This window comes from Actinoplanes sp. NPDC021490, from assembly GCF_055562135.1.
Genome location: NZ_JBVHFW010000019.1, coordinates 198,482 through 221,966, shown reverse-complemented (window position 1 = coordinate 221,966; position 23,485 = coordinate 198,482). Strand labels below are relative to the sequence as shown.

Below are 23,485 nucleotides of genomic sequence, written 5' to 3'. Positions count from 1 at the left end.
CACGCCCCGGTCCCGCGCGGCCGCGCAGTAGATCTTGCCCCACCTGCGAAAACGGCGCGGCCGAACGACCCGCCGCGCACTCTTCGAGGGTGGCAAGGATACGGAACGTATACCGGACCGACAACAGCCCGTATCGGATCATGCGCCTCATTCGGCATAAAACTCTGTGAAAGACGCGTCAAATACCCGACGCCGGGTCCTCGCCGCCCTCCTCGCCGAACCAGCGGGCCAGCCGGCCCCGGCGGCTCACCGCCCGCAGACGCCGCTCGGCCACGTCGCGCGCGGCCGCGGTGGCCACGATCAGCAGGGCGTCGCCGGCGCGGAGCCGGGTGTCGGGGCCGGGCACGAAACCGGAGCCGTCCCGCACCACCAGGGTCACCGAGGCGCCCTCGGGCAGGCGCAGCTCGTCGATGTGCACCCCGGCCAGCCGGGACCCCTCGGCCACGTCGAGCTGCAGCAGGTCGGCGTTCATCCGCTCGAGCGGGGCGGTCTCGATCCGCACCTCGGCCGCCTCGCCCGGCGCCGTCACCCCGAGCAGGCGCGCGGCCGGTCCCAGGGTGCTGGCCTGCAGCAACGTGAAGATGATGACCAGCACGAAGACCGCGTCGAACAGGCCCCGCGCGCCCGGTGTGCCGACCGAGAGCGGGATCGTGGCCAGCACGATCGGCACCGCGCCGCGCAGGCCCGCCCACGACAGGAACGCGCTCCCCCGCCAGCCCACCCGGTTGCCGGGGCGCCGCGGGCCCCGCAGCGGGCGGGCCAGCACGGCCGAGATCACCACCGACAGCGGGCGGGCCAGCAGGACCAGCGCCACCCCCGCGACCAGGGCCGGAACCAGCGCCTCGCCGAGCCGGCTGGGCGAGCTGAGCAGGCCGAGCAGCACGAACAGGCCGATCTGGGCGACCCAGGCCAGGCCGTCGGCGAACCCGAGAATGGCCCGGCGGTGCGGGATGCGGCCGTTGCCCAGCACCACCCCGGCGACATAGACGGCGAGGAACCCGGAGGCGTGGGCCACGGCCCCGGCGGCGTACGCGAGGACCGTCAGACCCACCGCCGCGATCGGATAGAGCCCGGCCGACGGCAGGGCCGCGTGGCGCAGCAGCCAGCGCCCGGCCGCGCCGACCGCGAAGCCGATGGCCGCGCCGGCCAGCAGCTCGTAGCTGACGAGGCCGAGCTCGTACCACCACGGATGCATCTCCGAGATGTCCGCGCTGAGCAGCACGACCAGCAGCACCACGGGCGCGTCGTTCATGCCGGACTCGGCCTCGAGCGTCGCCACCAGCCGCGGCGGCAAGCGCAGCCGGCGCAGGGTGGCGAAGACCGCCGCGGCGTCGGTCGACGACAGCACCGCGCCGTAGAGCAGGGCCAGCGCCCAGGGCAAATCCAGGATCAGGTGGACCGCGAGGCCGACCACCGCGATGCTGACCGCGACACCGACCGTGGCCAGCGAGGCGGCCAAGCCCAGCACCGGCCGCAAGGTGGACCACCGCGCGGTCAGTCCACCCTCGGCGATGATCATGATGAGCGCACAGAAGCCCAGCGTGCGGGTCAGCTCGACGTCGTCGAAGCGGATGCCCAGACCGCCCTCGCCGATCACCATGCCGATCGCCAGATAGACCAGCAGGCTGGGCAGGCCGACCCGGGTCGACACCCGGACGGCGGCCACCGCCACCAGGAGGACCGCGGCGCCGATCAGCAGCGCGTAGTCCAGCCCGCCGGTCACCGGCCGGCCGTACCGTCCCGCAGCGCGGCGAGCCGTCCGGCGACCTCGTCACCGGCCGCGGCGACGGTGAAGACCTTGTCGCGGCTCGTCGCGCCGAGCCGCAGCTCCACATCGGCCGGCCGCACCTCGAGCGCGCCGGCCAGCGCGCGGCGCACCGCCTCGGTGGCCTTGCCGTCGACGGCCGGGGCGCCCACGGCGACGATCAGGGCGGGGCCGTGCGGTCCTTCGTAGCGGCCACCGACCCGGTTGCGGCCGGCGCCCGGGCGCACCCGCACGGGCACGGCGAGGACGTTCTCGTCGGGCGGGGGCACGCGGCGCTTGACCATGCCTCATTGTGCCGATCGACGCCCGTCCCGGGGAGGCCCGGCTTCCTGCCCTTTCCCACCGGCCCCCATGCCCGTTGAGCCGCGCTCACGGCATGACCGGCCCCGTCGACCGGCCGACAACGCAGACCGCGGCGGCCGGCGACGCAGAGGTGGCGGCAACGCAGGTCGCGGCGGGCCAGTGACGCAGACCGCGGTGGGCGGCGATCGGTCAGCGGCGATTGGTCAGCGGCGATTGGTCAGCGGCGGGCCGCGGCGGCCACCAGGCGGTCGGTCAGCGGCGATCGGTCAGCGGCGGGCCGCGGCGGCCACCAGGCGGTCGACCGGACGGCACAGGCCGCACGGGCTGAAGCCGAGCTCCACGGCCTCGGTCACCGGGATCGGCTCGGCCAGCCGCCCGGCCAGGCTCGGGCACTCGGAGACGTGATAGCGCGGGCGTCCGTCCACCACGAGCACGTCGGCGTCGAGCCGGGCCAGCCGTACGGCGTCGGCCGGCTGGACGGCCTGCGGCAGCGGCTCGTCCTCGGGGTCGTCGGCGTCGGGCTCGGCGAACTCGCCGGCCCCGGTCGCGGGCGTGGCCCCGGCACCCGGTTCGGACGCCTCCGGACGCCGGCGCCAGGTGTCCTCGTCCGGCGTCTCGCTGCGCGCCGCGTTGATCGCCTCGGAGGCCCGCTCGTAATCCGGAGCCTCGGCGGCCCGGCCGTAATCCGCAGCCTCAGGCCCGCGGCCGTGGTCGTGGTCCGCAGTCTCGGGCCCGCGGCCGTAGTCCGCAGTCTCGGGCGCATGGGCGTACTCCGACGACTCGGGTTCGCGGCCGTACTCCGAGGGCTCCTGCCCGTAATCGGAAGACCCATGGTCGTACTCCGAGGACCCGTGACCGTAGTCGGACGGCTCGGGCCCGCGCGCGAAGACCTGGGTCTCGGGATCGCGGCCGTAATCAGCATCGGCGGTCTCGCGCTCGTAACCCTCGGCGTCAAGATCCCGACGTCGCCCCTCATCTGCTGACAAATCGCCCGCCGGGGCGGCGCCGGACTGGTCGGCGAAAGCGGCGGGACCTTCCGAGGCCGCCGCGAAGTCGGGACCGGCCGAGGGACGCGCCGCGGCGAGGTCGCCCGGGTCGAACTGGACGGTTTCGCGCCGATCGTCGAGCGGCGCCTCGTCGTGGGCGGGCCGGCGCGCGGTGGCCTGTTCGGCCATGGCGGCGAACTCGGGCTCGGCCACGAAGACTGAGTTGTCGTCGGCGGGGGCGGCCGGCTCCTCGGGAGCGGCCGGCGACGCCCGCCGGGTCGCGGCGGCCTGACGCGCGCCGATGACCAGGAAGACCGCGGCCACGAGACTGGCCACGATGGAACTGATGAGCAGACTGCTCGATCCGCCGGTGAGGCCCAGCACGAGCAGCGTCACCGCGACGAGGATGAGCAGCAGGCTAACAACGATCATGGCTCATCCTCGTCGAGGTGCCGGGGGGTGGTAGCTCAGCGCCCGGATTCGATGGCGTTGCGGCCGCCGTACGAGCCGGCGAGACCGGCCGCGGCGAGGCCCCCGCTTCCGCCGACGGCACGACCGGAGTCGGCCCGCGACATCTCGGCCTCGAGGCCCTGGCCCCGGCCGTCGAGGTCGCGCAGCTGGCTCTCCAGGTACGCCTTCAGACGGGTGCGGTACTCCCGCTCGAACTGCTTGAGCTCCTCGATGTGCTTCTGCAGCGCGGAGCGCTTCGCGTCGAGGCCGCCCATGGCTTCCTGGTGGCGCTGACGGGCGTCGCGCTCGAGGGCGTCGGCCTTGGCGCGGGCCTCGCGGGTGACCTCTTCGGCCTTGGAGCGGGCGTCGGAGAGAAGCTTGTCGGCCTCGCGGCGGGCGTCGGCGACGTGGTCGTCGGCCGTGCGCTGGGCCATCATGAGCACCCGCAGGGCCTGCTGCTCGCCGTCGGCACCGGACCCAGCGGCGCCACCACCGACCGGACCCTGGGCACGGACCTGCTCGAGCTCGGCCTGCATCTGCCGGGCGGCCTGCTCGGCCTGCGACTTGTCACGCTGGACGCGGTCGAGCTGCGCCTTGACTTCGTTGAGCTCGGCCGCAAGGCGCGGGTCGGCGCTCGGGCCGGCTGGAGCGCCACCCCGACCGCCGCGCTCCACCTGGGCGCGCAGCTCGTTGTTCTCCTCGATCAGACGGGCGAGCTCACGCTCGACCTCGTCCAGGAAGGCGTCAACCTCCTCCTCGTCATACCCCCGCTTGCCGATGGGGGGTTTCTTGAAGGCGACGTTGTGCACGTCGGCCGGGGTCAGCGGCATCGAAACTCCTCGGGTCAGTCGCGGCCGCGGTTGGGGCTGCTGTTTAGCTGAAGTTCAGGATCAATCTTTGAAGCACGAACCTCATGAGCACGAACAGGATAACCAGCAGCACGATGGAAGCCAGGTCCAAACTCACGTTACCAATGCGCAGCGGTGGGATCACACGCCTCAACGCCTTGAGGGGCGGATCAGTGACGCTCCACACCGTTTCCAATGCCGCCGACGCCCCACGACTGGGCTGCCACCGACGACCGTATTGGAGTACCGCACCCAGCACGAACCTGGCAAGCAGGACGAGGAAGAAGATGTAAACGACTAAATACAATATTTGGAACACGATCGAGAGCACTCGTGCGGATCCCCCATCTGGGTGGCGGGCTGCGCGCTGCCCGCCTCAGGCCTGGCCGAAGAACCCGCCCTCGGCGATCTTGGCCTTGTCCTCCGCGGTGACCTGGACATTTGCCGGCGAGAGCAGGAAAACCCGGTTGGTAACGCGCTCGATCGTACCGCGAAGACCGAAGGCGAGCCCGGCAGCGAAGTCGACCAGACGGCGAGCGTCCCCTTCATCCATCTCAGTGAGATTGATGATGACCGGAACCCCGTCGCGGAAGTGCTCGCCGATGGTGCGCGCCTCGCGATAGGTGGTCGGGTGCAGCGTGGTGATCTGGTACCGCTGCTCCTCCTCGACCGGGCGCGGACGCGTCTCCGGCGGGTGCACCGGCTGCGGCGCGAGGGCCAGGTTCTCCCGCGTGGAGTAGCTCAGCGCAGAGGAGTTGTCACTGACCGTGCTCGGCCGGGTGATCGAACGGACACTCGCACGCTCGCTCCGCTCGGAACGTTCCACCCGATCGTGGTCGTCCGCATCGACGTGCGACGACAGACGGTCGGACCCGCGACTGCGCTCCGTGCGCGCCCGCGGCACCGGACGCTCCTCTTCGACGTCTTCCTCGTCGGCGAACTCGTCATCGGCGTACCGGCTTCCCGAGTACCGGTTCCGAGGACGGTAGGAGTTGTCGTCGTAATCGTTGTAGCCGCGGTCGTCGTCCTCTTCGACGAGGCCCAGCCAGACGCCCGCCTTACGAAGCGCGCTCATGCCTTCACCCCATCACGCCACCGCGCGTCAACCCGACCAGACATGTGCCCCCACCTTCGTCCGCTGCTGCGGAACGCACCCCCTCGGCGTACCGCATTCCCCCCTTGCACGGTCGGAGAGGTCTTCGCGAACCCTCGTTCCGTGGCGTGCCGCGCCGTCGACGCGAGACCCCATCCCCCCGGGACGGTGCCGCGTAAACAACACCCATGTAGTTTGCTGCCCGCCGCAAGGCTACCGCAGCGGGTTTCGCATTCCGAGCAAAGAAGTGCCGATCCGGACGTGTGTCGCGCCGTGCCGGACGGCCGCCTCGAGGTCGCCGCTCATGCCGGCCGAGATGGCCGTGGCCCCGGGATGCGTCTTGACCAGGCGATCCGACAGGGCGTGCAGGGTCTCGAACGCGCGGTCGGGCTCCCAGTCCATCGGGGCCACCGCCATCACGCCGCCGAGCCGCAGCGTGTCCGCGCCCGCCACGAAGTCGGAAATCCGCCAGAGATCGTCACCGGCCGCGCCCCCGCGCGACGAGTCGCCGTCGATGCTCACCTGAACGAGCACGTCGAGCGGTTCGGTGCGTTCCGCGGCCGCCCGGGCCAGGGCCTCAGCCAGGCGCACCGAGTCGACCGACTCCACCACCCCGGCGTACCGGACGACCGAGCGGGCCTTGTTGCGCTGGAGCTGACCGATGAAATGCCATCGCGGGGCCGCCCCCGCGGCCCGCGCCGCCTCGGCCTTGGGCGCCGCCTCCTGGTCGCGGTTCTCGCCGACGTCGGTCACGCCGAGCCCGGTCAGCAGCACCACATCACTGGCCGGATAGGTCTTGGTCACCGCGACCAGTTCGACCTCGCCCGCGGCGCGGCCGGCGGCCACGCACGCGCGCTCGATCCGTTCCTCCACCTCACGAAGGGCGGCGGCCAGCTCGGCCCGCCGCCCCTGGTCGGTCACGAGCCGTTCTTGAGGAAGTCCGGCACATCCACGTCGTCGAAGAGCACGCGCCGCGGCGGCGGCGTGGTCTGGGCCGGTGCGGGAGGGGGTGTCGCGGCGGCCGCGGCGGCCGGCGTCTGCGGCGCGACCGCCGTACGCTCGGCCGGCTGCTGCACCACCTTGCGGGCCGGCTCGGACGGCTTGTAGGAGGGCGTGCCCCCGTCGAAGCCGGCCGCGATCACGGTGACCCGCACCTCGTCGCCGAGCGCGTCGTCGATGACCGCGCCGAAGATGATGTTCGCGTCCGGGTGGGCCGCGTCGGTGACCAGCTGCGCCGCGTCGTTGATCTCGAACAGGCCCAGGTCGGAACCGCCGGCGATGGAGAGCAGCACGCCGCGGGCGCCGTCCATGCTCTGCTCGAGCAGCGGGCTCGAGATCGCCTTCTCGGCCGCCTCGACCGCGCGGTTGTCGCCACGGGCGCTGCCGATGCCCATGAGGGCGCTTCCGGCCCCGCTCATCACGCTCTTGACGTCGGCGAAGTCGAGGTTGATCAGACCGGGGGTGGTGATCAGGTCGGTGATGCCCTGCACGCCGGAGAGCAGCACCTGGTCGGCCTGACGGAACGCGTCCATCATGCTGATTCCGCGGTCGCCCAGCGCGAGCAGCCGGTCGTTCGGGATCACGATGAGCGTGTCGCACTGGTTGCGCAGCTCGTCGATGCCCGACTCGGCCTGCACCTGGCGCCGCTTGCCCTCGAACGAGAACGGGCGGGTGACGACGCCGATGGTGAGCGCGCCGAGCTTGCGGGCGATGTTCGCCACCACGGGCGCGCCACCGGTGCCGGTGCCACCGCCCTCGCCGCAGGTAACGAAGACCATGTCGGCGCCCTTGAGCACCTCCTCGATCTCGTCGCGGTGGTCTTCGGCGGCGTTCTTGCCGACCTCGGGCTGTGCGCCGGCGCCGAGGCCCCGGGTCAGCTCGCGGCCGACGTCGAGCTTGACGTCGGCGTCGCTCATCAGCAGCGCCTGCGCATCGGTGTTGATCGCGATGAACTCGACGCCCTTGAGCCCGACCTCGATCATTCGGTTGACGGCGTTGACGCCACCGCCGCCGATCCCGACGACCTTGATGACCGCCAGGTAGTTGTGGGGAGGTGTCATGGGCTCAGCCTTCCCTTCCAGGGTTGTGAATGTCGTGGGCCCCGTGCGGTCCGGCCAGACCGCACCTTCGACACCCGCTGCCGGACAAGGGAGGGCGAGGAAACCCTCACCCTCTACTAGAGGGTGAGGGTTATGTCAACCACTCAACCTCTGGTGGCAACGTAAGCGGACTTCGGACGTCAACCAAAGAACCGGCGCGGCGTGTCGGCGTCCGCTTACGTGGCGAAAATCCGACGGACCCGTAACCTCGACCAAAATCTGCCGTTTCGGAGCAGATGTCCGGTTAGTCAGTGATACTAGCGGATCGTCACAACCGAGGGTGCGGAGACGTCGATCTCCTTACCCGCCCGTTTCAACAGGGCGGTGGCGACCTGGCTCTTGGTGTCGCTCTGGGTGTCGTCGCCCCACACCACCGTGCGGTCCTTGCGGAGCTCGAGGCGGATCTGGGCCGGCGCGGCGACCGAGACCGCCAGCACCTGCTCGCGCAGATCGTCGCTCAGGGCGGCCAGCACGGTCAGCGCCGAATGGGTGTTCACGTCGGACGGTCCGGGAAAGTCGACCCGGACCAGCGGGAGGCCGTCCGGCTTCTCCTTGACCGCCCGGTACGCCACCCCGGCCCGGTCGATCAGCGTGAACTCGCCGTGCTGCGGCACGGCGGCCACCGGCGTACGTTCCACGACCTCGACGACCAGGGTGGACGGCCAGCTGCGGCGCACCACGACCCGCTCGACCGGCGGCAGCTCACGCACGCGGGCGCGGATGCCGTCGAGGTCGACCCGGGCCAGGGGCTGGGCGTCGGGCACCGCGGCCGCCTGCTCGATCTGGGCCGTCGCCACGAACTGGGCGCCCACGATCTTGACCTCGCGCACGCCCAGCACCGAGGTGCCGTAGAGGACCCAGGCCAGGCCGCCGGCCACGAGCAGCACACCTGCGGCCACGGCCCAGGGCAGCGCGGCGCGCATCCGGCGCTGGCGGGCACGCGCCATGAACCGGCGCGCGGACGACGGTACCGCGTCGGTGTCGGCCCGCACCAGCCTCCAGTTGCGCCCCCCGCTCATGCCCTCTCCTATGCCCGGTCGGCCTCGTCCAGCGCGGCCAGCAGCTCGTCGCCCATCATCGAGATCGGCGGCGCGCCCATGGTCACCACGACGTCGCCCGGCCGGCTGCGACGCACGACCTCGGCCGGCACGTCCTCCCAGTCGGGCACGAACACCTTTTGCCCGGCCGGCAGGTCGATGGCCGCGGTGAGCGCGACCCCGCCCTCGCCCGGACCGCGCACCTCGCCCGGCCCGAAGACCTCCATGCAGATGACCTGGTCGGCGATGGCCAGCCCCTCGGCCAGCTCGGCCTGCAGGTCGCGGGTGCGATAGACGCGGTAGGGCTGGAAGACCACCAGCAGGCGGCCGTCGCCGGCCACCTCGCGCAGCGTGCGCAGCGCGGCCTTGACCGAGGTCGGGTGGTACGCGTACTCGTCGTAGACGCGCACGCCGGCCGAGATGCCCTTGCGCTCGAACCGCCGCCGGACGCCGGGGAACGACGCCAGGGCCTCGACGATCTTGTCGAGCGGCAGGCTCAGGCGCAGCGCGGTCAGCACCGCGGCGGCGCTGTTGAGGCCCATGTGCTTGCCGGGCAGCGCCAGCTTGATCTCGCCGAGCGGCTTGCCGTCGAGCTCGGCCTCGTAGCGCACGCCGCTGACGGTCGAGACCACCTCGCTGATCCGCAGGTCGGCGCCGGCCGCCTCGCCGTACGTGTAAACGGTCTTGCCCTTGGCCCGGAGCGCCGCGATCAGCTCCTGGGTGCCGGGGTCGTCGGCGCAGGTGACCACGAAGCCGCCGGGCTCGGCGAGCTCGGCGAACTGCAGGAAGCCCGCCTTGAGACCGTCGAGGTCACCCCAGTTGTTGAGGTGGTCGCCCTCGATGTTGGTCACGATCGCGACGTGCGGCCGATAGATCAGGAACGACTTGTCGCTCTCGTCGGCCTCAGCCACGAAGTGCGGGCCGGTGCCGTGGTGGCCGTTGGACCCGGCCTCGCTGATCTCGCCGCCGATGACGAACGACGGGTCCTGACCGGCGTGCTGCAGGATCACCGTCATGATCGACGTGGTCGTGGTCTTGCCGTGGGTGCCGGCCACCGCGATGGCCTGCCGGTTGGTCATCGCCGCGGCCAGCGCCTCGGAGCGGTGCAGGATGCGCAACCCGCGCCGGCGCGCCTCGACCAGCTCGAGGTGCTCGTGCGGGATGGCGGTGGAGTAGACGACCGTGTCGACACCGTCGAGGTTCTCGGCGACGTGGGACATGTGGACCGTGCCGCCCAGCGCGCGCAGCCCGGCCAGCGCGGGCCACTCGCGCAGCTCGCTGCCCGAGACCGGCACGCCCCGGGTGAGCAGCAGGCGGGCCAGCCCGGCCATGCCCACCCCGCCGATGCCGATGAGGTGCACGCTGCCCAGATCCTCGGCGGTCAACTCGCCGGCCGGCCGCAGCTCCGCCGTGTTCACTGGTTCGCTCCCTTGGTCACGTCGATCGCGCTCATTTGGCCCCGGCCACCGCTTCGAGAACGAATTCGAGCAGCGCTTCGTCACCGTCGCGACGACCGTACCGGGAGGCCGCGTGCCCCATGGCGGCGAGGCGCTGCCTGTCCCGCGCGAGCGGGATGATGTTCTGCTCGATCCACTCGGGGGTGAGATCGCCGTTGTCGACCAGGATGCCGCCGCCCGCCTGCACGACCGGCTGGGCGTTCCGCGTCTGCTCCTGGTTGCTGTACGGATAGGGCACATAGATCGCGGGCACGCCCAGCGCCGTCGTCTCGGCCACCGTGATCGCGCCGCCGCGGCACAGCATCAGGTCGGCCGCCGCATAGCCGAGCTGCATGTCCGACAGGTACGGCACCACGACGTACGGCACCGGGAGGTCGTTGGGCACCTCGAACGGGTCGTTGCGGCCGCCCTGCACATGCAGCACCTGCACGCCGGCGTGGGCCAGGCGCTTGGCCGCCGCGGCCACGGCCAGGTTGATCGTGCGGGCGCCGGACGAGCCGCCCGAGACGAACAGCACCGGCAGGTCGGGACGCAGGCCGAAGTGGTAGAGCGCCTGCGGGCGCAGCGCCGCGCGGTCGAGGTGGGTCAGGGCCGTGCGCAGCGGGACGCCGACCACGCGGGCGTCCTTGAGTGACTCGGCCTGCTGCGGCTGCTGCGGGAACCCGACGGCGATGTTCTTGGTGAACTTCATGCCCATCCGGTTGGCCACGCCCGGCGGCACGTTGACCTCGTGGATGACGATCGGCAGCTCGCGCCGCCAGGCCGCCAGATAGGCCGGGACCGAGACGTAACCGCCGAAGCCGACCACCGCGTCGGCCTGGACCTCGTCGAGGATCTTGCCGGCCGCGTGCGCCGACTTCCACATCCGGTCGGGGGTGCGGATCAGGTTCAGGTTGATCGAGCGGGGCAGCTGGAACGCCGGGATCACCCGCAGGTCGTAACCGGCCGCGGGGATCAACTCGTTTTCCATGCCCTGTGGGCTGCCCAGCGTGGTGATCCGGACGTCGGGGAAATGCCTCTTCACCGCGTCGGCGAAGGCGAGCAGCGGATAGATGTGACCACCGGTGCCTCCCCCGGCGAGCACGACCGACCGCAGCGAACCCATCACCGTCTCCTCTCTGCCCCCGCGGTCTCCCGCACGGCGGGACTGGGCCGCCGCGGAGGGGGAAGCGGCGGCAGCGGGGCCCAGACTAGCCGTACCCATCTCGCGGGCGGACGCGCGTTCAGGGCAAGTGACGCCTGCGGTTCGGCGCGGGCGAACGAGGCCAGCATGCCGACCGCCGCCATGGTCACGACGAGGGCGCTGCCACCTGCGGAGATGAACGGCAACGGCAGTCCGGTGATGGGCAGCATGCCGGTCACGCCGCCGATGTTGATCACCGCCTGGGAGACGAGCCACGTGGTGATCGCGGCCGCGGCCAGCCGGCGGAACGGATCCTGCGAGCGGCGGGCGATCCGGAAGCCGGTGTACGCCAGCACCGAGAACAGCGCCAGGATCACCGCGCAGCCGACCACGCCCAGCTCCTCGGCGACCACCGCGAAGATGAAGTCGTTGTCGGCCTCGGGCAGCCAGTTCCACTTGAGCGCGCCCTTGCCCAGGCCGACCCCGAACCAGCCGCCCTCGAAGATCGCCGAACGGGCCTGGATCAGCTGGTAGCACGGCCCGTTGAGGTCGCACTGGTCGATCGGCTGGAGGAAGTTGGTCAGCCGGGCCAGCCGGTAGTTCTCCTCGCCGACGGCGCCCGAGCCGGCGCCGCCGGACGCGGCCGCGATCAGCAGGCTGATGCCGGCCAGGCCGAGCACGCCGAGCGCGGCGAAGATCCGCAGGCGGACCCCAGCCGCCCAGAGCAGCCCCACGATGAGCGCCAGCAGCACCAGCATGCTGCCCAGGTCGTTATAGCCGACCAGCACGAACAGCAGGCCGACGACGGGGAACAGCGGGCGGGACAGCTCCTTCCAGTGCCCCAGCGCCGGGCCCTTGCGGGCGATCACGTCGGCGCCCCACAGCACCATGCCGAGCTTGGCGAACTCGGCGGGCTGCAGACCGATCGGGCCGAAATAGAGCCAGAGCAGATCGGCGTGCACCGGGCCGATGCGCGGGGTGCTCAGCAGGCCGACCGAGGCCAGCGCCTCGAGCAGGTCGAGCAGCGCGAGCAGCACGATGGCCGTGCCGAGCACGATCTTGCCCAGGTCGCGCAGGGTGCCGGCCGGCAGGCGCTGGCAGACCCAGAACGCGAACAGGCCGAGCAGCGCGAAGACGGCCTGGTTGGCGATCGCGCTGAAGGCGTTGCCGTTCTCCGCGTACGCCTTCACGCTGGTCGCCGAGAAGACCATGGTCAGGCCGATCAGCAGCAGCAGCCCGGAGCTGGCGAGCAGCAGATAGTACGAGGAGAGCGGGCGCGCCAGGAGCCCGTGCACCGCGGGCAGCAGCTGCCGGCTCAGTGACGGGCGGGGTGCCTGCTGAATCCGGTCTTCCGCCATTCACTCATCTTCGTCCCGGCGACACGCCAGCCGGTGTTGCTCGCTGGCGTGTCGCGGGAGATCTATCCCATGACGGCGAGGAAGTCTGAATAGAACAGTCCCAGACCGATCGCCACGCAGATGCCGGCCACGATCCAGAACCGCACCACGATGTTGACCTCGCTCCACCCCGCGAGTTCGAAGTGGTGCTGCAGCGGCGACATGCGGAAGACGCGCTTGCCGGTGGTCTTGAACGAGATGATCTGGATGACCACGGACATCGTGATGATGACGAACAGGCCGCCGATGATGACCGACAGCAGCGTGGTGCGGGTGGCCACGGCCAGGCCGCCGATCAGGCCGCCGAGCCCGAGCGCGCCGGTGTCGCCCATGAAGATGCGGGCCGGGGACGTGTTCCACCACAGGAAGCCCACACAGGCGGCCGCGGCCGCCGCGGCGATCATCGCGATCTCCAGCGGATCTCGTACCTGGTAGCAGTAGTCGTTGGCCCGGGCGTAGTCCGAGTCGCCGCACCAGTGGCGGTACTGCCAGAAGCCGATCAGCGCGTACGACCCCAGCACGAGGATCGAGGCGCCGGTGGCCAGGCCGTCGAGGCCGTCGGTCAGGTTCACGCCGTTCGACATGGCCATGATGACGAACACGAAGACCATGACCGAGCCGACCTTGCCGACGTCGAGCCAGCTGATGTCGCGGATGAACGAGATCCGCTCGCTGGCCACCGTCTCGCCGTTGGTGCTGGGCACGTAGAGCGCGACGACCGCGAACGCGCCGCCGACGATCAGCTGGCCGAGCAACTTGCCCTTGGCGCTCAGGCCGTCGGAGTTGCGCCGGCGCACCTTGAGGAAGTCGTCCAGGAAGCCGACCACGCCGCAGAAGACGAACAGGCCCAGCAGGACCAGCGCCGTCATGGTCGGCGACTCCTGCGCGATCTGCCGCTCGGGCAGCGTCGTCAGGGCGATGTGCCCGGCGACGTACGCGAAGACCGTGGCCACGATGAAGGCCACACCGCCCATCGTGGGCGTGCCCTTCTTGCCCTGGTGGCTCGCCGGCCCGAGCGTGCGGATCGGCTGACCGGCCTTGAGCGCCGTGAACACACGGATCGCGACCGGGGTGCCGAACAGCGAGATGATGAACGCGACCGCGGCCGCGACGATGACTGCCCTCACGGGCGAACCTCCTCGGGGCGCAGCGCGTCCGCCACGTCCCACGTGCGGTATCGGGAACCCTTGACCAGCACGACGTCGCCGCCGCCCAGGTCGCCAACGAGGATCTCGAGAGCGGCGGCCTGGTCGGCCACGACGGTCGCCACGCCCTTCCATCCGCCGACCGCCAGCGCGCCGTCCGCGATGGGTGCGGCCTCGGCACTGACCACGATGAGCCGGTCCACCCCGAGTTCGGCGGCCAGCCGGCCGGCCTCCTCGTGGCCCGGGACCTCGTGCTCGCCGAGCTCGGCCATGTAGCCGAGCACGGCGGTGGTGCGGCGCCCGCCCGCCATCGCGGCCAGCGCCTGCAGGGCGGCCGCGGTCGACGACGGGTTGGCGTTGTACGAGTCGTCGATCACCGTCGCGCCGTCGGGCCGGGTGAAGACGTCCATGCGGCGGCCCGACACGATGCCGGCCGCCCCGAGTGCGGCGGGCAGCTCGTCGAACTCCAGGCCCGCCGAGAGCGCGACCGCGGCCGCGGCCAGGGTGTTGGACACCTGGTGGCGACCGGTCACGCCGAGCGCGATCCGGGTCGAGCGCCCCTGGAACTGCAGCGTGTAGGAGGCGCGCCCGGCGGCGTCGAGGCTGACTTCGGTCGCCCGCACATCCGACGTCTCCGCTTCGCCTGCGAGCAGCACCCGGGCGGTTGTGCGCGAGGCCATCGCGGCGACGAGCGGGTCATCGGCGTTGAGCACGGCCACCCCGTCGGCCGGCAGCGCCTCGACCAGCTCGCCCTTGGCCCGGGCGGTGCCCTCGACCGAGCCGAACTCGCCGATGTGGGCCGCGCCCACGTTGAGCACCGCGCCGATCGACGGCCGGGCGATCCCGGTCAGATAGCGGATGTGCCCGATGCCGCGCGCGCCCATCTCGAGCACCAGGAAGCGGGTGTCCTCCCCGGCCTGCAACACCGTGTAGGGGAAACCGAGTTCGTTGTTGAGCGACCCGGCCGGCGCGATCGTCGGCCCGACCCGGGAGAGCAGCTGCCCGATGTAGTCCTTGGTCGTCGTCTTGCCCGAGGAGCCGGTCAGGCCCACGACGGTGAGCTTGCCCAGCCGGGTGACGACCACGCGGGCCAGAGCGGCCAGGGCGGTCAGCGGCTCCTCGACGAGCACGCCCGGCTGCCCGGTGTCGCGGGTGCTCAGCACGGCGGCGGCCCCGGCCGCGACCGCGGTGCCCGCGTACTCGTGGCCGTCCACCTTCTCGCCCTCGAACGCGACGAACAGGCCGCCCGGGCCGATCTTGCGGGAGTCGTACTCCACTCCCCCGGTGACCGCGAGATCCGGTTCCGCGTGCACGACGCGACCGCCGGTGATCTCCGCGATCTCCCCCAGCGTCAGGCGGATCACGAGGTCCCTCCGGCCGCGGCGGTCAGCGCCCCGGCGAGTTCGATCCGGTCGTCGAACGGCAGCATCTGCCCGTTCACCTCCTGGCCCCGCTCGTGTCCCTTGCCCAGCAGGGCGATCACGTCGCCCGGAGCGGCCAGCCGTACGGCCTCGTCGATCGCGGCCCGCCGCCCGGGGACTTCGATGATCTTCGCAGTAGCCCCGGACTGCTCGGCACCGGCCCGCACCGCCGCCCGTACGGCCGCGGGGTCCTCGGTCCTGGGGTTGTCGTCGGTGATGATCACCAGATCGGATCCGCGGGCCGCGGCCGCACCCATCAGCGGCCGTTTGCCCTTGTCGCGGTCGCCGCCCGCGCCGATCAGGCAGATCACCCGGCCGCCGCGCCCGGTCGCCAGCTCGCGCAGCGCGGTCAGGGCGGCGACGATCGCGTCCGGCTTGTGCGCGTAGTCGACCACGCCGAGCACCTCGCCCGGGGCGGTCACCTGCTCGAGCCGGCCGGGCACGCCGGGGCAGGCCGCGATGCCCTCGGCCGCCGTCTTGGCGTCGATGCCCGCGGCCACCAGCGAGGCCAGGGCCAGCAGCGCGTTGGCCACGTTGTGCCGGCCGGGCAGCGCCACGCCCGCCTCGACCTCGACGCCCGGCCCGTGCGCGACGAACCGCTGGCCGAAATCGGACGGGCGCACGTCGGAGGCCCACCACGTCGCCGCCGGGTCGCCGGCCGCCGAATAGCTGATGGTGGCCGGCTTGAACAGCGGGCGCAGGGCGGCCTCGTCCAGGTTGAGCACCTCGAACTGGCAGCGGCCGTCGAACAGCCTGGCCTTGGCCGCGAAGTAGTCGTCGGCGTCGGCGTGGAAGTCGAGGTGGTCGAGGCCGAAGTTGGTGTAGCCGCCGACGGTGAAGCCGATGCCGCCGACCCGGCCGACGGCGAGCGCGTGGCTGGACACCTCCATCACCACCGCGCCGACCCCGCGCTCGAGGCCCGCGGCCAGGATCGCGTGCAGGTCGGTGGCCTCGGGGGTGGTGCGCACGCTGGGCACGACCAGGTCGCCGATGCGGGTCTCGACCGTGCCGACCAGCCCGGTGACCACGCCCGCCGCCCGCAGGCCGGACTCGACCAGATAGGCCGTCGAGGTCTTGCCGGCCGTGCCGGTGATGCCGATCATCGTGAGCCGGCCGGACGGGTCGCCGTAGATCGCGGCCGCGGCCGTGCCGAGCACCGCCCGCGGGTCGTCGGCCACCAGCACCGGGAGCCCGGCGGCGGCCGCGGCGGCGTGGCCGGCCGCGTCGGTGAGGACGGCGGCCGCACCGGCCGCGGCGACGTCACCGGCGAACTCGGCGCCGTGCCGGTTCGCGCCCGGCAACGCCGCGTAGAGATCGCCCGGGCGGACCGCGCGGCTGTCATGTGTCACACCGGTGACCTCGACGTCCGGGCCGGTCAGCGTGGCCGGCAACAGCGCCGCCAGCCGTGCCGTCCGGTACGGAGCGACGGTCTCGGGTCGGGGAATGCCGGGCACGGCGTCAGACCCTACCCCGTGCCCGGCTCGGCGCGGAAAACGCCATGCAGAGGGTCATGGATGGATCTTGAACTTCGGCGCCGGCGTCGAGGACGGCGGCACCCGGTAGTGCAGGAGCGCGTACGACATCATCTTGGCGAACGCCGGGGCTGCCACGTCGCCACCGGTGCCCACCGGAACGTCGGCCGACACCGCGATGACGAACCGCGGGTTCTCGGCCGGCGCCATGCCGATGAACGAGCCGTAGTTGGCGCTCGTGTACTGCCCGTCGATGAGCCGCTTGCCGGTGCCGGTCTTGCCGGCCACGCGATACGCCGGGACGGCGGCCTGGGTGCCGGTCGCGCCCTTGTTGTCGACCACGGCCTCCATCCAGCTGCGCACCTGCGCCGCCGCGGGCGGGTCGAGCACCTTGTGCGTCGCGGGCGGGGCGGCCTCGGTGACCTTGCCGTCCTTGCCCGAGATCATCGACTTGATCAGGCGCGGCTGGATGTACGTGCCGTCGTTCGCGATCGCCGCGTAGCCGGCCGCCATCTGCACCAGCGTGGCGTCCACGCTCATGCCGATCGGCACCGAGCCCGACGCCGAGCCGCTCCACTCGTCGGGCGTGAGGATGCGTCCCTCGGCCTCGCCCGGCATGCCCTCGTTGGTCGCCTTGCCCAGCCCGAACTTCTGCTGGTACTCGTAGACCTTCTGCTTGCCCAGCATGTCGGCGATCAGGATGGTGCCCACGTTGGACGAATAGGCCAGCAGCCCCGGCATCGTCATCTTGGTGCCCTTGGGCTGCATGTGGCCGTCCTGGAAGCGGTATCCGCCGCGCTCCAGGGCCGGTCCGATGGTCAGCACCGAATCCGGCTTGATCAGCCCCTCCTGCAGCGCCGCGCCGAAGATGAAGGCCTTGTGCACCGATCCGGGGTCGGCCACGATGCTGCTCGGCACGTCCTCGCGCTCGGTCGGGGTGGACTCGCCCGGCTTGGCGGCGTTGTAGGGCGGGTAACTCGCCTGGGCCAGCACCTCGCCGGTCTTCACGTCGATCACCACGGCGCCGGCCATGGTCGCCTTGGTCTTCTTGCTCTGCTCGGCCAGGATGCGCTGCACCTCGTACTGCAGCTTGCTGTCGATGGTCAGCTGCAGCGAGGTGCCCGGCTGGGGCTCGGTGTACTTCTCGAACCCGCCCGGGATCGGCTTGTTCAGGTCGCCCTTGCCGATCTCGAACTGCCGTTCCCCGTCGGCGCCGCGCAGCAGCGAGTCGTAGCGGGCCTCGAGTCCTTCCAGGCCGGAGTTGTCGGCGCCGGTGAAGCCGATCAGGTTGGCCGCCAGGTCGGCGTTCGGCACGTCGCGCCGCTCGTCCTCCTTGACCACGATGCCGGGCAGCTTCATCGCCGCGATCCGGTCGCCGACCGAGACGTCGACACCCTGCTTCAGGAACTCGAAGCGGGCGTCGCCACCGCCGGGCCGCTTGTGCGGCGTCATCAGCGGCACGAGCTTGGACTGCGGGACGCCGATGATCGGGCTGAGGATGGCCGCGGTGTTCACCGGGTCCTTGATCAGCACGGGGTCGGCGCCCACGAACCGCGCCTCGACGCTGTGCGCGAGCACGGTGCCGTTGCGGTCGACGATGCTGCCGCGCGGGGCGGGCAGGCGCACCTCGGCCAGCCGGTCCTTGCGCAGGGCGACCAGCCGCTTCGCGTCCTCGGGCGACGCCGCCACCTGCAGGACCACCAGCCGGACGCCGATCATGGCGAACAGCGACAGCGCGACGACGGCGCCGATCCGCAGCCGCCGGGTGCTGTTGGCCAGGCGGGGCGGTTCGGCCGCGACCGCGCGGACGGCGCGGTCGACCCGCGGTCCACTCACGGTCCGCCGGGCTCCGGCTGCTTTTCCCGTACGCGGTGGGGCCGCCGGGCGACCCGTGCGGGCCGGCTTGGCCGCGGTCGTCCGGGCCGGCTTGGCCGCGGTCGTGCGCGCCGGCTTGGCCGCCGTCGTCCGGGCCCGTTCGCGGTCGGCGACAACCCGCCCGCCGGTCCGGCGCGCGGGACGGATCTCGTCCTCGTCGTCGTCCTCGATCTCCGGACGCCGGCTGCGCGGAGGCTGCTTCTTCTCCGGCGTCTTCCGTTCGGGCCGGCCGATCGGTTCCTCCGGCGCCGGGCGGCCGCGGCGCGGCGGCTGACCGCCGTCGAGCACCTGCAGCGCGGGCCGGAACGGATCGGAGTTGCGCGCGGCCCGCGGCGAGCGGGTGCGCTGGTCGCGTTCGGCCACAGTGCGGCCGCGCGGGGTGTAGGCCCGCGCGTCGCCGATGCCGCCGAACCCGCGGCTCTGCTTCCCCGTCTCGTCTTCCTCGATGGGCAGGTCACGAGACGTACCGCGCCGGGGCTGAGTGCCCCGGCGCGGTGGAGTGTCGTCGGCTCGCGGCGGCATGGGTGGCTACCGTCCCGTGCCGCCGGCGGGCGAGATGTTCTCGCCGCCCTTGTCGGTCACCACGTCGGGCTGGGTGATCGAGGGCGTGCCCCGCACCGGCTTCGGCACCCGAATGATCTTGCCGTCGGGCAGCCGCAGCTGGGCCACGTCCTGAATGTCGGCCCGCACCAGGCCGAGCCGGCGGGCCGCGGCGTCCAGGTTGCCGATGCTCGACGCCTCGACCAGCTGGTTGTCGAGATCCTGCCGCTGGTTCTCCAGCGCGCTGTTCTGGTTCTGCAGGTCGGCGATGCGGAACGAGTTCTCGTTGGTCTTCGTGTTGATCAGCAGGATGCCGAGCACCCCGACGATCACCACACCGATCACGCCCGCGACGAACGGGGCCCGCGGTCCACCGTGGATCGGTGGCGGCGGGGCGACCCGCAGGCGCGGCGCGGCCGGCTTGTCCGGCGTCGTGCGCAGCGGCTCGGCGGTCACCTCGATCTGCAGCGCGGCGGCGCCGTCGACCGGGGCCTCGACCTTGCGGCCGCCCCGGCCGGGCACGACGGGCTTGCGGTCGCGGCCCGGACCGGCGCCGCGGCTCCGCACGCCCTCGGTGTCACGAGTCGCGCGGACGCCCGGTGTGCGCGCGGCCCGCACCCCCTCGGTGTCGCGCGGGCCGCGCTCGTGGCTCGTGCGGCTGGTGCGGTCCGGCCGGTCGTCCCGTGCGGAACGTCGCTCGTCCCGCTCCCGGCGCGCGTCGGCCGCCGGCCGCGCGTCGTCCCGGCTCCGGGTCCCTGACCGGCGCGTGTCGGACGGGCGTTCCCGCTCGTCCTCGGCTCCGGCGAAGTGCCGCGCCCCCCGGCCGGCACTTCCCGGGGCGTCCGCATCGCGGCTCGACCCGGTCTCGCGCCGTCCGGTGGCCGGACGTCGCTCTTCCGCGGCCCGGCCCCCCGACCGCGGCGCGTGGGTGCGCTCGCTCATGCTTTCCCCTCCCCCTCTTCACGTTCCCCCGGGCGTAACCGCCCTTGTCCCCCGTGCGTTGTAGTCATTCGGGGCCGTTCGCGGGCGGCCCCGGGTGTTGCTGTTCCGTCGCGCTCGATGCGCTCGACCGCGCGCAGCTTGACCGAAGCCGCTCGCGGGTTGGCCATGACCTCTTGCTCGCTGGGCGGCTCCGACCCCCTTGTCAGCAGCCGCAGTGTCGGACCCGTCCCGGGCAGCTCGACCGGCAGATCGATCGGCCCGGTGCTCCGCGTCCTCGCCGTGAGGGCGCGTTTGACGATGCGGTCCTCCAAAGATTGGTAGCTCATCACCACAAGGCGCCCTTTCGGGGCCAAGGCATCCAAGGCCGCCGGAACGGCGGCCTCGAGCGTGGCGAGTTCGCCATTTACCTCAATACGTAACGCCTGAAACGTTCTTTTGGCGGGATTTCCACCCGTTCGCCGCGCGGCGGCCGGAATCGCGGCCTTGACCAGGTCGGCCAGCCGCGCCGTCGAGGTGAGCCGGCCCTTCTGCCGCTCGCGCACGATCGACGAGACGATCCGCGGCGCGAACTTCTCCTCGCCGTACGCCCGCAGGATCCGGACCAGGTCGCCCGGCTCGTAGTCGTTCACCACCTGCTCGGCGGTGATGCCCGAGGTCTGGTCCATCCGCATGTCGAGCGGGGCGTCCTGGGCGTACGCGAAACCGCGATCGGCCTCGTCGAGCTGCAGCGACGAGACACCCAGATCGAACAGCCCACTGTGGAACGCGGCCAGGCCGAGCTCGTGGAGAACCCGGGGCAGCTCGTCGTAGACCGCGTGCACCAGCCGGGCCCGCTCGCCGAACCGCTCGAGACGGCGCCGCGAGTGCGCCAGGGCCTCGGTGTCGCGGTCGAGTCCGATCAGGACCACGTCCGGATAACGCTCGAGGACCGCCTCGGCGTGACCGCCCAGACCCAGCGTGAAGTCGACGTGCACGGCGCCCGGCAGCCGCAGCGCGGGGTCGAGCAGCTCGAGGCAGCGCTCGAGCAGCACCGGCACATGCGTGCCGCGCAGCTCCCCCATGTCGACCCCCATCGCCCCACCCCGACTGTCACGCGCGCCCTGCCCGGCACCGACCTGCCGGTTGTTCGTGCCGACGCCCGCGTACGTCACCCGTTCCGCGGCGTTTCCCGGACGCCCGCCCGTACCGCCAGATCCCCATCCGCTCGTGCCCGTTGCCATTCGGGCTCGCCCTTGGCCGGACACGCGCCTGGCGCCGGGGAAGAGGCGCCAGGAGCGGGAGCGGCTGGAGATCTCGCAGTACGGAAGCAGCAGCGTCCGGGCCTTCGCGGGCCCAGTCGAGTGCCGTGCCTACAGTCCGCCGGGCAGCACCCCCTCCTCGATGTCGGCGAACTCGTCTTCGCTCGCCGCGAGGTAGTCCTCCCAGGCCTGCTTGTCCCAGATCTCCACCCGGGTGCTCGCGCCGATGACGACGAGCTCACGGTCCAGCGCCGCGTATTCCCGCAAGTGGCCGGGAATGGTGACCCGCCCCTGCTTGTCGGGGACCTCGTCATGCGCGCTGGCGAAGAAGACCCGGCTGTAGGCCCGTGCGGCCTTGTTGGTCACCGGTGCTTCCCGCAGCTGACCGGCGATGCGCTGGAACTCCGGCATCGGGAACACGTACAGGCAGCGTTCTTGCCCCTTGGTGATCACGACACCTCCCGCCAGCTCATCACGGAACTTCGCCGGAAGGATCAGCCGCCCCTTGTCGTCGAGGCGTGGGGTATGCGTGCCGAGAAACATCGGCCCCTACCCCCTGCCCCGGGCGGTTCGCGGTCCGCCTGTCAACTCGGGCCGGCAGGCCCCTCAGGTCTGTTCGACTTCGGCCCTGCCACTGCGCTCCACTCTACTCCACTTCCCTCCACCCGCAAGCCGAATGAGCGGGGTCGCGAAGCCGATTCGCAGACGAAACCCCAGCTCAACGAGGTGGGGCGGAAGTGGAGGGCCCGAGCATGATCAACCACGTCCGGTTTCCGACATCCTCCCGGCCACCCTGTCAAGAACCCCCTCAAACACGCCCGAACCGCCCAGACGACCACGATGTCAACCCCCTCCGGGGAGGAAAGTGGAGGACGCAGGGGGGTCGCGGTGGAGCGGGGCCTTCTATATAGGGCCGGACATGCAGGAACGCCGGGCCGCGTGGGGCGGCCCGGCGTCCGGGGACGAGCGAAGGGGCAAGCCTCGCCGCAGGGGCGGGCAACGGGGATCAGGGCGGGCTTGCCGCGTACGGGAAAGACGAGAGCGTGACAGCGGGACGCACCCGAACCGGGCACGTCCCGCCGAGTCAGGCTCGTCAGACCAGACGGCGAACCACGTAGTTGGAGCCGATCATCTTGCGCTTCGACACCCGCGCGCCGGTGTGCGGGGAGTCGTACATGTAACCGCTGCCGGCGTAGATGCCGGCGTGGTAACCGTACGAGCCGTTGCGGAAGATGATCAGGTCGCCGATCTGCTTGCTGCCCTTGGCGACCGACTTGCCGTACTTCTGCTGCGAGTTGGCCTTGTGGGGAAGCTTCTTACCGGCAGCCTTCTTGTAGACCCACATCGTGTAGCCCGAGCAGTCGAAGCGGGACGGGCCGGACGCGCCGTACTTGTACAGCGATCCGACGTGCTTCTTGGCTTCGTTGATGATCCTGGTCCGTACAGGCGCCGACTTCGGCTTGACGGTCACCGAGAACTTGCCGCCGGCCACCGCCTTGTAGGTCGGGGTGCCCACGTAGTAGGCCCGGACGGACCCGCTGACGTGCGGCTCGCCGGTCAGCGTGACGGTGCCGGTCTTGCCCAGCGTCTTGGCCGACAGGTTGACCCACTTGCTCTTGCGGAGCGCCTGCAGGCGGACGGTGCCCGAAGTGATCACCTTGCCGTTGGCCGGGTTGATGTACTTCGCGGTGACCTTGATCTTGCCGCCGAAGGTCACGCTCCGGGTGGAGATGGAGCTGCGGACCGACGGCTTGACCTTCGCGGAGGCGGACGCCGCCGTGATGATCGGCGCGGCGCTGGCCGCCGAAGGGGCGACCAACTGGCCCGCGCAGAGGCAGAGACCGAGGCCAAGAGACAGTGCGACGGCACCGGCGCCGGCCTTGCGGCGGCCACGGCTCGAACTGTTTTCGTGCACGGTAGAGATATCCCTCCGGCACGCCTGCGAGGTTAGCTGTCGGGTTCGGGCGGGAAGGTTTGCCCGGTCGCCAAAGCGACTTCACCCCAAGGTTCTCCGTGGTCACCACCGGAGCGGGTGGTGCGGAGTGGACCGGAAATGGTTCCCCCGTCCCTGCCCCCGTATGCCTTCTTGGTGTTCTGGTGCGGGTGGTCGCGTCGACCGGCCCGGGGCAGGGCTCGGCGTGAACCAGGTCGTTGCGAGTCAGGCAGCGGGTGCTGCCGGCCAGACCTTGCTACACCGATTTCCGGCGGCCCGGGGGAAGCGGTTCAGTAACAGAGAGTATTTGGCACATTGACCACTGTCCGATTTGTTACTAGGCGACAAGAATTGCCATCAC

At 71.6% G+C, this 23,485-nt stretch carries 20 protein-coding genes and 1 riboswitch; all 20 genes read right to left on the bottom strand.

Features of this window, described 5'->3' with window-relative positions:
• Nucleotides 1-178: 178 nt before the first annotated feature.
• The 20 genes from ACZ3I4_RS38475 to ACZ3I4_RS38380 all read right to left on the bottom strand — a co-directional run bounded on the left by ACZ3I4_RS38475 (nt 179) and on the right by ACZ3I4_RS38380 (nt 23,106).
• Nucleotides 179-1,723: a potassium/proton antiporter gene (locus ACZ3I4_RS38475; RefSeq protein ID WP_465387036.1), complete on the bottom strand. Its 1,545-nt coding sequence runs from the start codon at nt 1,721-1,723 to the stop codon at nt 179-181.
• A complete protein-coding gene (locus tag ACZ3I4_RS38470) occupies nt 1,720-2,049 on the bottom strand; it encodes a DUF167 domain-containing protein (protein WP_465387035.1) in 330 nt (109 codons plus the stop codon). The genes ACZ3I4_RS38475 and ACZ3I4_RS38470 overlap by 4 nt, the downstream gene beginning before the upstream one ends.
• A 285-nt stretch (nt 2,050-2,334) precedes the next feature.
• Nucleotides 2,335-3,486: an ICP22 family protein gene (locus ACZ3I4_RS38465; RefSeq protein WP_465387034.1), complete on the bottom strand. Its 1,152-nt coding sequence runs from the start codon at nt 3,484-3,486 to the stop codon at nt 2,335-2,337.
• A gap of 35 nt (nt 3,487-3,521) precedes the next feature.
• Nucleotides 3,522-4,334, bottom strand: coding sequence for a DivIVA domain-containing protein (locus tag ACZ3I4_RS38460; RefSeq protein ID WP_184952808.1), 813 nt, complete (start codon nt 4,332-4,334; stop codon nt 3,522-3,524).
• Between the two features lie 43 nt (nt 4,335-4,377).
• Nucleotides 4,378-4,683 (bottom strand): YggT family protein, encoded by a 306-nt coding sequence (locus ACZ3I4_RS38455; RefSeq protein ID WP_184952809.1) that lies wholly within the window; start codon nt 4,681-4,683, stop codon nt 4,378-4,380.
• A 45-nt stretch (nt 4,684-4,728) separates the two neighbouring features.
• A complete protein-coding gene (locus ACZ3I4_RS38450; protein WP_465387033.1) occupies nt 4,729-5,427 on the bottom strand; it encodes a cell division protein SepF in 699 nt (232 codons plus the stop codon).
• 231 nt (nt 5,428-5,658) lie between these two features.
• Nucleotides 5,659-6,366, bottom strand: coding sequence for a YggS family pyridoxal phosphate-dependent enzyme (locus ACZ3I4_RS38445; protein ID WP_465387032.1), 708 nt, complete (start codon nt 6,364-6,366; stop codon nt 5,659-5,661).
• The gene (ftsZ, locus tag ACZ3I4_RS38440; protein ID WP_465387031.1) at nt 6,363-7,505 is read right to left on the bottom strand and encodes a cell division protein FtsZ; all 1,143 of its coding nucleotides are present in this window, start codon (nt 7,503-7,505) and stop codon (nt 6,363-6,365) included. The genes ACZ3I4_RS38445 and ftsZ overlap by 4 nt, the downstream gene beginning before the upstream one ends.
• Before the next feature lie 296 nt (nt 7,506-7,801).
• A complete protein-coding gene (locus ACZ3I4_RS38435; protein ID WP_465387030.1) occupies nt 7,802-8,563 on the bottom strand; it encodes a cell division protein FtsQ/DivIB in 762 nt (253 codons plus the stop codon).
• Nucleotides 8,564-8,571: 8 nt separating this feature from the next.
• A complete protein-coding gene (murC, locus tag ACZ3I4_RS38430; RefSeq protein ID WP_465387029.1) occupies nt 8,572-9,999 on the bottom strand; it encodes a UDP-N-acetylmuramate--L-alanine ligase in 1,428 nt (475 codons plus the stop codon).
• 31 nt (nt 10,000-10,030) lie between these two features.
• Entirely contained in the window at nt 10,031-11,143 is a 1,113-nt protein-coding gene (murG, locus tag ACZ3I4_RS38425; RefSeq protein ID WP_465387028.1) for an undecaprenyldiphospho-muramoylpentapeptide beta-N-acetylglucosaminyltransferase, read from the bottom strand.
• Complete coding sequence (locus ACZ3I4_RS38420) at nt 11,143-12,519, bottom strand: FtsW/RodA/SpoVE family cell cycle protein (protein WP_465387027.1); 1,377 nt, start codon at nt 12,517-12,519, stop codon at nt 11,143-11,145. Before ACZ3I4_RS38420 ends, murG begins: the two co-directional genes overlap by 1 nt.
• A 62-nt stretch (nt 12,520-12,581) precedes the next feature.
• A complete protein-coding gene (gene mraY / locus ACZ3I4_RS38415; RefSeq protein WP_465387026.1) occupies nt 12,582-13,685 on the bottom strand; it encodes a phospho-N-acetylmuramoyl-pentapeptide-transferase in 1,104 nt (367 codons plus the stop codon).
• Nucleotides 13,682-15,067 (bottom strand): UDP-N-acetylmuramoyl-tripeptide--D-alanyl-D-alanine ligase, encoded by a 1,386-nt coding sequence (locus ACZ3I4_RS38410; RefSeq protein WP_465387025.1) that lies wholly within the window; start codon nt 15,065-15,067, stop codon nt 13,682-13,684. The genes mraY and ACZ3I4_RS38410 overlap by 4 nt, the downstream gene beginning before the upstream one ends.
• Complete coding sequence (locus ACZ3I4_RS38405) at nt 15,064-16,578, bottom strand: UDP-N-acetylmuramoyl-L-alanyl-D-glutamate--2,6-diaminopimelate ligase (protein ID WP_465387024.1); 1,515 nt, start codon at nt 16,576-16,578, stop codon at nt 15,064-15,066. The genes ACZ3I4_RS38410 and ACZ3I4_RS38405 overlap by 4 nt, the downstream gene beginning before the upstream one ends.
• 54 nt (nt 16,579-16,632) lie before the next feature.
• Entirely contained in the window at nt 16,633-18,993 is a 2,361-nt protein-coding gene (locus ACZ3I4_RS38400; protein WP_465387023.1) for a peptidoglycan D,D-transpeptidase FtsI family protein, read from the bottom strand.
• 6 nt (nt 18,994-18,999) lie between these two features.
• Entirely contained in the window at nt 19,000-19,953 is a 954-nt protein-coding gene (gene ftsL, locus ACZ3I4_RS38395; RefSeq protein WP_465387022.1) for a cell division protein FtsL, read from the bottom strand.
• Nucleotides 19,950-21,014: a 16S rRNA (cytosine(1402)-N(4))-methyltransferase RsmH gene (rsmH, locus tag ACZ3I4_RS38390; protein ID WP_465387069.1), complete on the bottom strand. Its 1,065-nt coding sequence runs from the start codon at nt 21,012-21,014 to the stop codon at nt 19,950-19,952. Before rsmH ends, ftsL begins: the two co-directional genes overlap by 4 nt.
• Before the next feature lie 288 nt (nt 21,015-21,302).
• On the bottom strand, nt 21,303-21,734 hold the full coding sequence (gene mraZ, locus ACZ3I4_RS38385) for a division/cell wall cluster transcriptional repressor MraZ (protein WP_465387021.1): 432 nt from the start codon (nt 21,732-21,734) through the stop codon (nt 21,303-21,305).
• Between the two features lie 550 nt (nt 21,735-22,284).
• Nucleotides 22,285-23,106 carry a C40 family peptidase gene (locus ACZ3I4_RS38380; RefSeq protein WP_465387020.1) on the bottom strand — a complete coding sequence of 274 codons (822 nt, stop codon included), beginning with the start codon at nt 23,104-23,106 and terminating at the stop codon, nt 22,285-22,287.
• A 6-nt stretch (nt 23,107-23,112) separates the two neighbouring features.
• Nucleotides 23,113-23,293: riboswitch (cyclic di-AMP (ydaO/yuaA leader) on the bottom strand.
• Between the last annotated feature and the right edge of the window lie 192 nt (nt 23,294-23,485).

Bases quoted from the DNA above. Each gene is read 5' to 3' on its own strand.
- ACZ3I4_RS38460 (WP_184952808.1), bottom strand. From the start codon at position 4,334: ATGCCGCTGACCCCGGCCGACGTGCACAACGTCGCCTTCAAGAAACCC.
- ACZ3I4_RS38470 (WP_465387035.1), bottom strand. From the start codon at position 2,049: ATGGTCAAGCGCCGCGTGCCCCCGCCCGACGAGAACGTCCTCGCCGTG.
- murG (WP_465387028.1), bottom strand. From the start codon at position 11,143: ATGGGTTCGCTGCGGTCGGTCGTGCTCGCCGGGGGAGGCACCGGTGGT.
- ftsL (WP_465387022.1), bottom strand. From the start codon at position 19,953: ATGAGCGAGCGCACCCACGCGCCGCGGTCGGGGGGCCGGGCCGCGGAA.
- ACZ3I4_RS38435 (WP_465387030.1), bottom strand. From the start codon at position 8,563: ATGAGCGGGGGGCGCAACTGGAGGCTGGTGCGGGCCGACACCGACGCG.
- mraZ (WP_465387021.1), bottom strand. From the start codon at position 21,734: ATGTTTCTCGGCACGCATACCCCACGCCTCGACGACAAGGGGCGGCTG.
- ACZ3I4_RS38450 (WP_465387033.1), bottom strand. From the start codon at position 5,427: ATGAGCGCGCTTCGTAAGGCGGGCGTCTGGCTGGGCCTCGTCGAAGAG.
- rsmH (WP_465387069.1), bottom strand. From the start codon at position 21,014: ATGGGGGAGCTGCGCGGCACGCATGTGCCGGTGCTGCTCGAGCGCTGC.
- ftsZ (WP_465387031.1), bottom strand. From the start codon at position 7,505: ATGACACCTCCCCACAACTACCTGGCGGTCATCAAGGTCGTCGGGATC.
- ACZ3I4_RS38420 (WP_465387027.1), bottom strand. From the start codon at position 12,519: ATGGCGGAAGACCGGATTCAGCAGGCACCCCGCCCGTCACTGAGCCGG.
- ACZ3I4_RS38465 (WP_465387034.1), bottom strand. From the start codon at position 3,486: ATGATCGTTGTTAGCCTGCTGCTCATCCTCGTCGCGGTGACGCTGCTC.
- ACZ3I4_RS38400 (WP_465387023.1), bottom strand. From the start codon at position 18,993: ATGCCGCCGCGAGCCGACGACACTCCACCGCGCCGGGGCACTCAGCCC.